Source organism: Enterobacter sp. V89_11, from assembly GCF_029967775.1.
GTDB lineage: Bacteria > Pseudomonadota > Gammaproteobacteria > Enterobacterales > Enterobacteriaceae > Enterobacter > Enterobacter ludwigii.
Genome location: NZ_JASCAN010000009.1, coordinates 179411 through 191612, shown reverse-complemented (window position 1 = coordinate 191612; position 12202 = coordinate 179411). Strand labels below are relative to the sequence as shown.

The 12202-nt window shown below is 56.4% G+C and carries 10 protein-coding genes; all 10 read right to left on the bottom strand.

Annotated elements, in window-relative coordinates:
* Window positions 1-135 precede the first annotated feature (135 nt).
* From QLG09_RS09835 to QLG09_RS09790, 10 genes are read right to left on the bottom strand one after another with little or no spacing between them, the layout of a single operon-like run.
* Window positions 136-621, bottom strand: coding sequence for a hypothetical protein (locus QLG09_RS09835; RefSeq protein ID WP_282488859.1), 486 nt, complete (start codon window positions 619-621; stop codon window positions 136-138).
* On the bottom strand, window positions 597-1358 hold the full coding sequence (locus QLG09_RS09830; RefSeq protein ID WP_014170535.1) for an ankyrin repeat domain-containing protein: 762 nt from the start codon (window positions 1356-1358) through the stop codon (window positions 597-599). The genes QLG09_RS09835 and QLG09_RS09830 overlap by 25 nt, the downstream gene beginning before the upstream one ends.
* On the bottom strand, window positions 1355-2773 hold the full coding sequence (locus QLG09_RS09825; protein ID WP_282488858.1) for a phospholipase: 1419 nt from the start codon (window positions 2771-2773) through the stop codon (window positions 1355-1357). Before QLG09_RS09825 ends, QLG09_RS09830 begins: the two co-directional genes overlap by 4 nt.
* A gap of 36 nt (window positions 2774-2809) precedes the next feature.
* Complete coding sequence (locus tag QLG09_RS09820) at window positions 2810-4246, bottom strand: serine/threonine-protein kinase (protein WP_078774467.1); 1437 nt, start codon at window positions 4244-4246, stop codon at window positions 2810-2812.
* A 24-nt stretch (window positions 4247-4270) separates the two neighbouring features.
* Window positions 4271-6886: a type VI secretion system ATPase TssH gene (gene tssH / locus QLG09_RS09815; RefSeq protein WP_032678394.1), complete on the bottom strand. Its 2616-nt coding sequence runs from the start codon at window positions 6884-6886 to the stop codon at window positions 4271-4273.
* Window positions 6887-6920: 34 nt separating this feature from the next.
* On the bottom strand, window positions 6921-7964 hold the full coding sequence (gene tssG / locus QLG09_RS09810) for a type VI secretion system baseplate subunit TssG (protein ID WP_020883468.1): 1044 nt from the start codon (window positions 7962-7964) through the stop codon (window positions 6921-6923).
* Complete coding sequence (gene tssF / locus QLG09_RS09805) at window positions 7961-9832, bottom strand: type VI secretion system baseplate subunit TssF (protein ID WP_244047261.1); 1872 nt, start codon at window positions 9830-9832, stop codon at window positions 7961-7963. The genes tssG and tssF overlap by 4 nt, the downstream gene beginning before the upstream one ends.
* 2 nt (window positions 9833-9834) lie before the next feature.
* Window positions 9835-10398: a type VI secretion system baseplate subunit TssE gene (gene tssE, locus QLG09_RS09800; RefSeq protein WP_010432861.1), complete on the bottom strand. Its 564-nt coding sequence runs from the start codon at window positions 10396-10398 to the stop codon at window positions 9835-9837.
* Window positions 10391-11203 (bottom strand): type VI secretion system accessory protein TagJ, encoded by an 813-nt coding sequence (locus tag QLG09_RS09795; protein WP_041162721.1) that lies wholly within the window; start codon window positions 11201-11203, stop codon window positions 10391-10393. The genes tssE and QLG09_RS09795 overlap by 8 nt, the downstream gene beginning before the upstream one ends.
* 9 nt (window positions 11204-11212) lie before the next feature.
* A complete protein-coding gene (locus QLG09_RS09790; RefSeq protein WP_020883465.1) occupies window positions 11213-12199 on the bottom strand; it encodes a hypothetical protein in 987 nt (328 codons plus the stop codon).
* Between the last annotated feature and the right edge of the window lie 3 nt (window positions 12200-12202).

The following is a 12202-nucleotide window of genomic DNA, read 5'->3' as shown; positions in this document are numbered from 1 at the left end:
TTCCAGAACAGAAGCCCCTCCACCGGGAGCTGAACGGTAATTCGGTTGAGCATAACTTTATTCCATATGGCTTATGCGATGCAAAGACTCACGGCACTAAATGTGTCATGGTAATACTATGCAGTGTCAGATTGGTTATTTAGCGCGAAGTGTTTTGATTATATATATGAGAGAGCCAATCTTTAATATTTCCGATAATATAAATAAAGCAATATTAATGGAAATAACGCTCAATCCTAAACCAGCGATCGCCATAGGGAAAAGTGTCACTGAGCAACTGAAGATGATAACGCGCAGCACTTCTTGTATAAGAGCAAAACCGACCGCATATCGATGTTTTGTGAAAAAAAACCAGGCAGAAAAAAGCAAGGAAACTGGCATGAGGAGATAAACAAGATAAAAAGCACCTGTCACCATTCCGTTTACGCCACCTGCTATCATCATAAAGATAATTACACCCGGATTTCCTCCGGTGGAAACCCACCATGACTCAAGTAAATGGTATGGACCAATCGAATAAAACACAATCCCGATGACATCCATAACACCCCAGAAATAGAAAATTTTATTTTTCGCGGTCATGTTCGCCCTAACCTTTACTTGACTGGTGCTGGCGGCCATTTACCACCATGTTGAATAAGCGTCTCTTTGATTTCAGTTAGTTTTTTATATTCTTCACTGCCTTCTTCTGTTCTGTTCAGATAACGTTGCAGTTGATTACCCATCGTCCAGCCATTGATAGTCTTAATTTCAGGGTCAGTACCGCGTTTCAGCAAAAGGAGCACGTGATCGTAAGCGTGGTAATCCAGCGCGGCTACTAACAATGTACTACCCAGTGAGTCGGTAATATTAATATCCGCTCCGCCGTCAAGCATCGCCTTGAGTGTCTCGGTATTTTTCGCTTCGATACTTTCGAATATTATAGGCTCACCAAACGTTTTGTCTTTTGCATCTGGAGATAATCCGCCGTCCAGCATCGCCTTTATCCACACGTCGCTGTCCGCTTTTAATACTAATTCTGCAGGCGAACTTTTTCCCTGCGGCCTCGGCTGCAGCGGATCTGCGCCAGCCTTAATCAGAGTAGTGATAATTTTTAAATGTTCAGGTGTTTTTTTATCGTTAAGTGAATTCATCACCGCCCAAAACAACAGGGTCATGTCCTCTTTACCAGGTTTGTTTAAATCAGTTTTCGAAGCTAACTTTTTCACCTCATCGCCGTCACCATTCTCAATTGCGCGCGCTAATGTGAGCTGGTCACCATTAAAGTAATTATCTGGTTGTAAATCCATATTTTGCTTGCACCCCTGAACCATAAACATTAAACAAAGCGCTACCCAGCCAATAATTAGTGATTTCACGCGCGGCTCCTGATAATAGAGATATCCTCATCCTTCTGTTGTTCAATACAGTTTATCGCTTGATCTATTCCATGTCGGTCAAATGCACTCCCCATTCCACCAGGAAGGTCGTGAGCTATTCCGGCAGCATTGGGCATAATGGCAGAAATCTCTTCTTTCGCTATAAGTGCTGGCACGTGCCCTTTTACCATTTTAAAATCTTCCCAAACATTTACTTCCTGAGCCCTGGTCAGCAGTTCACCCTCGACGCGGTAAGCCTGAATGTTATCCGTGCTGCCCAATATGCTTCCGCCATATTTCTCGACGGTACCGGAATTTAGGCCAGAAGCATTAAACGTCCATCCCGCCATACCGCTTGCCATAGAGGTGGCTGATGCTAAACCTCCCCCAAGAGAGTGCCCCGCAATGTCTATTTTTTGACCTGATTTGGCGAGCTGCTCGCCCATACTTACGGCTCTTCGGTAATAATCCGACTCCAACCCAAGCCCCTGCGCACCGTTATTTTTCCAGTCAGTCATGTTCTTCATGGGGAAAAACTCTGGTTGCCTCGACCCTCTGAACACCAGCGTAGGATTCATATCGCCACCAAAAACGTTAGGGTCAGGCTGATAGACGCGTGCCAGAAAATCAGGATCCTCACTCTTGTCATAAAGTGTTTTACTTTTAAGACCTAACTTCTTTAGCACCGATGCATCGTTGCTTATATCCTTCCAGCCCTCTGGCACCCCCGGCGTTGTCTCCAGCGGATTCACTGTCTTATAAACATTCTCAGCAAGCTTCGCTTTCTCCACAGCAATATTATTCGCCGCCAGTCGTTTAGCGGCGATCTGCGCATCCGGGTAAAGGCTGTTGCTGCCCTTCGCGATCAGATCCTTACGCGCCTGCCAGCGTTCCGCCTTGGTCATCTGCTGTAGCTGAGAAGCATAGGTTTTACCGTCTTTGCCCGGCGTGGCCTCATCCGGCACCTGTGCCGCTTTGGATTTCACCACCTGCTTCGGCAGTACCGTCGGCGCAGGACGGGCACCGTAGGTTCGCACCATGGTTTCGTAGCGATCGACGATTGTGCTTACCGGGTACCAGCCCAGACCGGTAAGCGAGGCCGCCTGCAGTCGGCCATCGGCATTGATATAAAATATCTCCGTTACCGATGACCAGTTACGGAAACTCTCGTCGATGGCAACGATCCTGCCGATATCGAGATCCTGCACGATCAGCTTACGGGTATCGCGTCCTGACTGATAGGGATTCGCCCCGGTGATGGAATGCAGCAAATCGTAACGCGTAAACAGCGAGCGCAGCGAATTGTCGGGAACTGACATTATCCACTGCCCGGCTACGGACGGGCGGATAATTTTCGCGAAAAGCGCTGGCGAGACATTCTCGCTGAAAAGATAGACAAACTTGAGGTTATACATTCGCTCCGTCCTGTTACCAGTCCCTGCTTACCTTACTTACGGATTCACCAGCCAGGTGCCAGGCTTCGCGATATCCAGCGTCTGGGTACGCGTTTTCCCGTTGCCCTGGAGTTCAATTCTGGCCTCGCCCGCAGGTAGCTTGAGCGATGCATAACCGTTATTCGCCGGACGCAGTGTTTTTGGCTCACCGTTCACTTTCAGGGTCTCACCGTCAAGAATACGGATATAGACCAGTGCAACCGGGCTAGCATCCACCGGCGGGGTGGCCGGTTGCGCTGTCGCAGTCGGTGCAGCCTGTTCACTGGCTTTCGCCGTTTCCGGTTTCACATCCGGCGCGTTCGATGCAGTTTCAACGGTGCGCGTCTCAGCGGGGGCCTGCGCCGCCTGCTCTGGCGCATCATGGTCGCCACCGCTAAACAGCATCGCTCCGGCGACGACGCCAACCAGCACGCCCGCAGCAACCATTGCCGGGATTTTGTACCGGTGCCAGTCCAGTGCAGAAGCCGGTGCCTCTTCCTCTACCGGTACCAGCATCGTGCCCGGTTTTTTCGCGCTCAGTACATCGTCGATACCCGCTACCGGCATCTCAATCAGCGCCGCGAATTCATCGATGGACTGCGGTCGGTCTTCCATGTGCAACGCCAGCGCCCGGTCGATGGCCTGCAGCAGCGAGAGGGAATAGCCCTGTGGCTGCAATTCCACTAGCGGTTTGCAGGTGTCCTGAATTGAGCGCACCACGCTGACCGGCGGCGGTGAGCCGACAATCAGGGTACGCAGCACTGCGCCGAGGGCGTAAATATCCGTCCACGGGCCCTGCTCGCTTTCGTTGTCGTCAGTGTACTGCTCGATTGGCGCAAAGCCCGGGCGCAGCATGGTTTCCGTCTCGTCAGAGAGATTACCAATGGTGCGGCGCGCAGAGCCGAAATCGAGCAGAACCGGCAGGCCGTTGTCCTGAATCTGGATGTTATCCAGAGAGATGTCGCGGTGCAGATAGCCTTCGTCATGGATTGTCTTAATGGCACCGAACAGCATGGGCAGCATACGACGGATCCAGGCTTCGTTAATCAGCTCCGGCTTTTGTTCGCGCAGGCGGGAGAGCGTGGTACCGCTATAGAACAGCGTTCCCATATAGGCCGTATCGTTTTGCACCCAGAAACGCAGCACGTGAAGCAGGTTCGGGTGGTTGAAGCGCGCCAGCAGGCGGGCTTCCTGAATGAAGCTGTTCAGGCCGGCGGAAAACGCTTTGCCAAAACGTTCGCTGCGCAGTACCAGCGTCATATCGTCGCCGCGCACGGCGAGCGAGGCAGGCATGAATTCTTTGATAGCGATAGTGCGTTCGAGCTGATGATCCCACGCGCGATAGACGATGCCGAACCCGCCGCCGCCGATCACCTCTTTAATTTCAAACTCGTTGAAGCGATACCCGACCGGGAGCGCGTTTGGGACAGTCCGATTGTTATCATTATCCGTCATCTTTTACAGTTCTCTTGATGATTATTACGCGGCAAACTGACAGTGAAACTCGCCCTGCTCACAGGTGACGTGCAGACGTCGGTACTGCTCATCGCTGCGGCTGGCGGTAAGTAATATCTGGCTCATCTGAGGCAGCAAGGTGTTTGTCAGAATAGCGTCCACCATGCGGCCGCCAGACTCCACCTCGGTACAGCGCTGAACAATTTGTTCCACCACGCTGTCATCAAACTCGGAAATAATATTGTGATTCTCTTGCAGACGACGCTGAATGCGTTTGAGCTGCAGGCGGACAATCTGCCCCAGCATCTCGTCGCTCAGTGGATAATACGGCACCACCAGCAGACGGCCCAGCAGCGCCGGCGGGAAGACCTCCAGCAGCGGCTGACGCAACGCGCCGCTTAACGCCTCAGGCTCAGGCATCAGTTCCGGATCGGCACACATGGCGCTGATCAGATCGGTGCCGACGTTGGACGTCAGAATAATGATGGTGTTACGGAAATCAATATGGCGGCCCTCGCCATCTTCCATCCAGCCTTTATCGAAGACCTGGAAGAAGATTTCATGTACATCCGGGTGCGCTTTTTCAATTTCGTCCAGCAAGACCACGCTGTACGGGCGACGGCGAACGGCCTCGGTTAACACCCCGCCTTCACCATAACCCACGTATCCCGGAGGCGCACCTTTTAAGGTGGAAACGGTGTGGGCTTCCTGGAATTCACTCATGTTGATGGTGATAACGTTCTGCTCACCACCATAAAGCGACTCCGCCAGCGCCAGTGCAGTTTCCGTTTTCCCCACGCCGGACGGGCCACAGAGCATAAATACGCCAACAGGTTTGTTCGGATCATCGAGTTTCGCCCGCGAGGTTTTCACGCGACGGGCAATCAGATCCAGGCCGTGACGCTGGCCGATGACGCGCTGGTTGAGGGTATCAGCCAGGTTGAGCACCGCATCAATCTCGTTTTTCACCATCCGGCCCAGCGGGATACCGGTCCAGTCAGAGACCACCGCCGCCACCACATTTTCATCCACCGCCGCAAACAGCAGCGGCTCGTCGCCCTGTAAAGCGTTGAGCGCCTGCTGCTGCGCGTTAAGCGCGCTGCGCAGTTCGCCGGTCTCGTCATCACCCGCGGCAAAAAGCGCGGCACGCAGGCGGATGATTTCAGTCACAAGAGCACGTTCCTCTTCCCAGCGCTGGGTCAGGGCTTCGCGCTTTGTTTCGTATGTATCGCGCTCGGCGGTCAAGGCTGCGACGCGCTCCGGATCGCCGGCACCCACGCGCGCTTCGCGTCCGGCAATCTCGATCTCCACATCCAGGGCCGCGAGATGGCGCAGGCAATCTTCCAGCTGTGCCGGTGGCGCGCTCTGGCTGACCGCCACGCGGGCACAGGCAGTATCAAGCAGCGCAACGGCTTTATCCGGCAACTGGCGTGCCGGAATATAACGATGTGAAAGCTTGACCGCCGCGCTGACCGCTTCGTCGAGAAGCAGTACCTGGTGATGCGTCTCCAGCGGTGACACCGTGCTGCGCAGCATCAGAATGGCTTTGGCTTCGTCCGGCTCGTGAACCTGTACCGTCTGGAAACGACGGGTCAGCGCCGGGTCTTTCTCGATGTATTTTTTGTATTCCGCCCACGTGGTGGCCCCGATGGTGCGCAGTTGCCCGCGCGCCAGAGCCGGCTTTAACAGGTTAGCGGCATCACCGGTACCCTGCTGGCCGCCTGCGCCAATCAGGGTGTGGATCTCATCGATAAACAGAATGACTGGCGTAGAGCTGGACTGCACTTCATTAATCAGGGCCTGTAGACGCGCTTCGAACTCGCCTTTCATGCCTGCGCCAGCCTGCAGCATGCCGATATCCAGCAGCCAAAGCTGAATATTCTGCAACGGTGCCGGCACGTCGCCTTCGGCGATACGCAGCGCCAGCCCTTCCACCACCGCCGTTTTGCCAACGCCAGCTTCCCCGGTCAGCAGCGGGTTATTCTGGCGACGGCGCATCAGAATATCGACCATCTGGCGGATCTCTTCATCGCGCCCGACAACCGGGTCAATCTTCCCTTCACGGGCGCGCGCAGTCAGGTCCTGACCATACTGGGCTAACGTCCCCTGTGCGGCAGGCACCGTACCGGCTGGCGTATCCGCGGCAGCGGCCGCCTGCTGCGTCTCTTTGCTCTGAGCGCAAATCGCATCAAACTGCTCGATCAGCACGTCGACGTTAAGGCGGGTGAACTGCGCCGAGATGCTTTTCAGCACGTTAGCCAGATTCCAGGTTTTCAGGATGCCAATCAGTAAATGCCCGCCGCGAATACGGCTGACGCCATACTTCAGCGAGCCAAACACCCACGCGCGCTCCACGGCGCTGTCGATATGTTCTGACAGATCGGAAACAGAACTCGCGCCACGTGGCAGCGCATCCAGTGCGGCCACGATATCGCGCGTCAGCTGCTGTTCATCGAGGGCAAAATGACGAATCACCTGTTGCAGATCGCCATCCTGCTGCTGCATCAGTTGATGCAGCCAGTGCACCAGTTCAACATAGGGGTTGCCGCGCAGCTTGCAGAACGCGGTGGCGCTTTCCAGTGAGGTAAATAACAGCGTATCCAGTTTGCCGAAAAGCACGGCACGGCTGATTTCTGACATGTTCGGTTCCGTTGATAACAATGCGTTAGAAAAATTATCGCTCTGCGCGATACACCAGATCGCCACGTGGGACAGGCTGAGGCTGAAGGCCCAGCCAGGTGTTGTAACCTAACCGCCCGGCGCTACCGAGCGAGGCACCCTGCACCGCGTCGGCGCGCAGAATAACCCGAGTTTCCCATTCAAATTCTACCCCTGCGTACTGGCGTACCCAGTCGCGCAGTTCAGTGACCCACGCTTCGCCTGGCAGAAAGCGGTTGTACTCTTCCGCGCTCAGTGGGCCGATTTCGATACGAAACTTGTGCTGCACGTCGCGCACCGCAACGCCGAGAAAAGCGGATTCTCCCATCCGCGGCAGTCGACGCCCTTCACCCAACTGCGCCTGTTCCCGCGGCGAAAGCGGCATCCACTGCGCCACGTTCGTGACCAGTTTTACCGGGGCGTTAAAATAGTTGCGCAGGATCTTCTCCAGCCCTTCCGGATCCCGGGCGTGACGAGTCAGGTGTCCGGCATGAGTAAAACGGGCATGTGCGCTCAGGCTGCCTTTGGTCATCTGCCCCGGCTGGCCCATCCCGATCAAGGATGCCAGATACCCCTCAAAGCGTTTGTTGTCCGCGCGGTCAAGAGAGACGGCGGGCTGCGCATCAGCCCAGGCGCGGTAAAACAACAGCGTCAGGCGATGATGGAACAGATCGGCAAACGCGCTCAGGCTGGTGTCCTGATGATGATGAATACGCTCCCGGGCGTACTCTGTCATATGGACGGGCAGCGGGCCATTTGGACCAAACAGACCAAAGCTGAGGATAGACACCTCGTGCAGCCCGTTCTCTTCACGCTGGCGCACCTGCGCGAGGGTCGACGGCGCAAAGCTCATCGATGGCTGCTGACCGATACGTAACGGCTCAAATTTCGGCAGCGGCGCGCGCCCCAGCGGATAACGTTCACCGCCCTGGGCATCAATGCGTCTTAATAGCTGGAACAGATCGTAGCGCCACGGCGTCTCGCGAACGCCGCGCCAGAAAGCGTCCGGCAACGGCGTCAGGCGATGGACACGCAGCGGCGCGGAGGCGACTTCGCTCATAGTAGTGCCCTTTTCCCCATACGCGGTGCCCAGTAGCCAATCTCACCGCGCTGCTGACTCTTCAGCGTGAATTCAGTAAAGCTGTTGATGGACACCAGGCGGGCAAACAGGCGTTCCAGCACGCTGCCGAAAAGCCAGGGGCTGGCGCCGGAAAACGCACGCTCATCCACCGTCAGAGTAATGCCGATCCCGCGCGCAAAGACCACCGGACCCGGCTCCGGGACGCGACGGTGAACCGGCTCCAGCACGCAGTGGCGAACGCCCTCAACCTGACGTGCAACCGGCGTCTCCGCCAGGTTAGCATACAGCCCCAACAGCTGACGCAGGGCGGCGGCGCCCTCTTCGTTTTCGCTGTCCATCAGGCTGAGATAGTTCATCTGCAGCTGGCTGATCAATCGCCAGGTGCTAAACCCTTCGGCCAGAGCCGGACGCGGCGGCGTTGGGCCTTTTCGCAGGGTCAGGGATTTCACCGGCATGGAATCGGCCATGATGAACTGTCCGAGCTCCTGCTGAAGCATCAGCGGCAGGTCGCGGCTGGTGCACAATACTTCCGCGGAGATATAGCGCAGATTTTCCTGCCAGGGTGCATGCTGTTCATCCACCAGCGAAACAAAGACTTCGGAGCCGATATAACCGGTTCGGGTGCCGTAGCGCAGGGCATGTTCAGAGAGCACTCGCTGCTCACGGCGCAGGGAAAAATAGGCGCCGTAGTTGCCCGCATCACCGCTCCAGGTGCTCCAGAAAGGTCGGAATGTCTGGTCATCACGCTGGCCGTCGGCACTGCCGAAGATTTTGTTTACCGCATAAATTTCATAATCCAGGGGACGGATGTTATCCACCACCAGATGATATTCATGCTGGCTCTCGCTCAGCTTCTGCCGCGCCGCCACTTTCGGGAAAAGGTTGATCACCGGCGTGCAATGCATCGCAAGATGGCTGGCATCAACCACCCGCTCCAGCTGCTCATCGCTTTTATCCAGCAGGATGAAAATATCGAACGCTTTTTCATTTTCACAGAGCTGGATAAGCTTGCCCAGACCGCTGAGGCTGATAAAGCGGAACCGTGCCGGAAACGCAAAGTATTCCTGCAGCAGACGATAGCCGTCAAAGTTGCGCAGGTCATCCGGAAGCAGCGCCTGGTCCGACTCAAACCCTTCCTGTCGTAAGGCATCCGCAGAGAGCAGCTGTCGCTGCGGGTGCTTGCTGACGGTCTGGCAGACAATCCCGGCGTGGTGCTCCATGACCAGCTCAAGCAGCTTGAGCGCTTCAATATCCGGGCCGCTAAGGAAAAACTCCAGACGGTCAAAATCCAGATGCCCAAGATGCTGCGGGCCATCACAGGCAATGCGGATCCGTAACGCGCTGTTGATCCCCCGCTGGCTCAGGCCCAACTGCGCCAGCGGCAGATCGGCAGGCACACCGCCCAGCTCGACCTTATCGATTTTCAGCGGCAGCAGATTAACTTCATGCGCCGTGGTGTAGCTGCAGGTGACCCCGGTCTTTTTCAGCGCCAGGCTGTCCATCATGGTGCCGCGCGGCACCTTAAAACCGTTGCTCAGATCGCCACGCGTGCTGTCGGGCTGGATTTCAGCAATCGCCATTGAGGGGGTTGGCGCGAGATAGTTTGGCGCAATCATTTCCAGCAAACGCTGGGAGAAGCGCGGGAACTCCGCATCCATTTTCATTTGCACACGGGAGGTCAGGAACGCGAACCCCTCCATCAGGCGTTCTGTATACGGATCCGCCACTTCGATGCCGCGCATGCCCAGTCGACCCGCGACTTTGGGATAACGCTCGGCAAATTCAGCGCCCATTTCACGCAGATAGGCCAGTTCACGGTTGTAATATTCGAGCAGTTTACTTTCCATGATCACCCCGCATCTTTCAGTTCAAAATGGCCGTTTTCCAGATCGACATCGGTGCGAAACAGAAACTCCAGCGGGTACGGCACACACCACAGACGCCCTTTTATCTCAATGGACAACACGTTGTGCAGATCCAGTGACGAGGTGTCTGACACGCAGCGGACCTGCAGTCCCTGCGGCAAAATACGCGGTTCAAAGTTAATGATGGCCTCGGTAAGCTTGCGCTGAATGTCGTGCCATTCAATGTCTGACATTCTTTTCCCGGCCAGCGGCGCGACGCCAAAATTAACCACCGAGCGGTTCACATGCGGCAACGCGCTCAGGTCACCGGATGCGTCATGGTTGATGGTGTTAAACAACCACTGCAGATCCCGCAGCACGTTGCGGCGCAGGGCGGCGTGGGTAATCAGATTACTGTTGGCGGACTCGCGTTTTTTTTCCGGGTCGTTATCGGTGAGGCGATCCAGCAGCGAGGGCTGCATTTTATCGCGCGCCCCCACCTTCTCCTGCTTGCTGCGGGCTTGCCAGCCGCTGCGCAGCAGATCGCCTTCGCCAGCGGGATTACTCATGGGCTCCATCCGCAGCAAACGTCACCAGGTTCAACGACAGCAATGGGCTTTCGCTTTGCTCGCTAAGCCAGGCTTTCTGCCCCATGCCTTCATACAGCGTGCCGTCATTGTCGAGCGGCAGCCACTCGGTGGTGCGCGCGAGCTTAACCGCGTCAGACGCATCCGCTGCGAAAGGATAGCGCGCCGGGATCTGGCAAACCTGTTCGGTACCGTCCGTCAGGCGCACCAGCGCATGACGCCACACCAGGTCAGTCACGCTGGCAGGCGCCTGGAAACGAATCTCGGCGATGGCGTTAAACGGCAGCCAGAAATAACGGCCGTTGACGATGGTTTCACACACGGGCCCCAGACGAGCATCGCCGTCCATCAGCCATGCGAATGCCTGCGTCTCGTCATTCTCAAGTGTGATTTGACCCGCCGTTGCCTGCGCCTGCTCAAGGGCTTCCAGACGCAGCGCCTGAGCACGCTCTCCCGCGTCATTAAGCGCGGCGGCAAGCGTGGTAAGCCATGGCCACTGCGTTTCAGGCATGGCAGGACGAGCCTGCCCCGCCATCACCTGCGCGCGCTGCAGCTCGCCCTGGATGGACTGCTCCAGCAGGGTAACGGTTGGTTTAGCCTGGGGCTTAAGTGCCAGCCAGCTTTTCAGCTGAGTCAGGGCACGCGTCCAGTTACCACTGAGGGTCAAAAACTGCACAAACGCGGCACGGAGATCGGCATCGGCCGGACGAGCTTTGATCTCAGCTTCAAGACGCACCAGCGCGTCACTCAGCGATTCACCCGCCAGGTGTTGATAGAGCGTATTCATAGCCATTCCTTAGTTTGCCGCGCGCCAGGCGCCGACTGCCGGATCGCGCAGCTGAGGGCGCAGGGTGTCAATCAGGACGATATTGAGCGTTGTGCCAGGGGTAACCCAGGCGCCCCAGATTTTTTTCACCGCGGCGATACGCGCCTGCAGTTTTGCATCGTCGCTGGCGGTCTCACGTGAAATCTCCACGGCCACCGTGCCGTTGCTTTTCCAGCCGTTGAGGCTGCTGTCGTAAGGCAGGATCATCCAGCTCTGGTCGCTGTTGGAAGTGCTGAAAACCATGCGCTCTTTGTTGACGGAGGTGATCAGCGCGTTTTCCGGGTCGGCACTTTGATTCAGTCCCATGACCGGGAAGCCGTGAATGTAGGTCACCGGTATCTCTTTTTGTCCACCATTACGGGACTGGGAGATAACCGTGTGACCACTCAGCCAGCTCCCGTTTCCGCAGCGGGTGGTGTCTGAATCCGGAATAAAGAGCGCCGGAGCAGACGAGCCCCCTTCCCAGAAGGTACGCAGATGGCAGCCGTCCTGAAGGGTAAATTCCTGCCACGGCGTGCGATCGGCAGCAACCGTGTGGGTTTCCGCGTTCTGGTCCGGCGGCAGCAACGCACCGCTGGCCGGAGTACTCACTGGCGCAGTCTGCTGCTGTTTTACCACCAGCGCCCAGTCCTGCGCTTTGCCTGCTGTCCCCTGCGCCAGCGTCGTCCCGGACGGATCGTTCAGCGTCCAGCTCAGTTTACTGACTTTGCTGCACTGGTGTTCCAGCAGCGAGCCCAGACGCGGGACAAAGTTCTCCAGAACCGAGACGTCTTTGTTGCCGTTCGCCACGATACGCAGCGCAATCTCAGACTTACACCAGCTCTGTGGGGTGTTGTCTTTGATGTTATCAATCCAGATATCCAGCTTCTGCGCAGGAGACTGCACGATGCGGAAATTCTCAGCCTGCGCGGTGGACGCCACCGCCAGAAGTGCTAAACCCGATAGCCAAAGTTTCATATC

Bases quoted from the DNA above. Each gene is read 5' to 3' on its own strand.
- QLG09_RS09835 (WP_282488859.1), bottom strand. From the start codon at position 621: ATGGCCGCCAGCACCAGTCAAGTAAAGGTTAGGGCGAACATGACCGCG.
- QLG09_RS09825 (WP_282488858.1), bottom strand. From the start codon at position 2,773: ATGTATAACCTCAAGTTTGTCTATCTTTTCAGCGAGAATGTCTCGCCA.
- QLG09_RS09820 (WP_078774467.1), bottom strand. From the start codon at position 4,246: ATGACGGATAATGATAACAATCGGACTGTCCCAAACGCGCTCCCGGTC.
- tssH (WP_032678394.1), bottom strand. From the start codon at position 6,886: ATGTCAGAAATCAGCCGTGCCGTGCTTTTCGGCAAACTGGATACGCTG.
- tssG (WP_020883468.1), bottom strand. From the start codon at position 7,964: ATGAGCGAAGTCGCCTCCGCGCCGCTGCGTGTCCATCGCCTGACGCCG.
- tssF (WP_244047261.1), bottom strand. From the start codon at position 9,832: ATGGAAAGTAAACTGCTCGAATATTACAACCGTGAACTGGCCTATCTG.
- tssE (WP_010432861.1), bottom strand. From the start codon at position 10,398: ATGAGTAATCCCGCTGGCGAAGGCGATCTGCTGCGCAGCGGCTGGCAA.
- QLG09_RS09795 (WP_041162721.1), bottom strand. From the start codon at position 11,203: ATGAATACGCTCTATCAACACCTGGCGGGTGAATCGCTGAGTGACGCG.
- QLG09_RS09790 (WP_020883465.1), bottom strand. From the start codon at position 12,199: ATGAAACTTTGGCTATCGGGTTTAGCACTTCTGGCGGTGGCGTCCACC.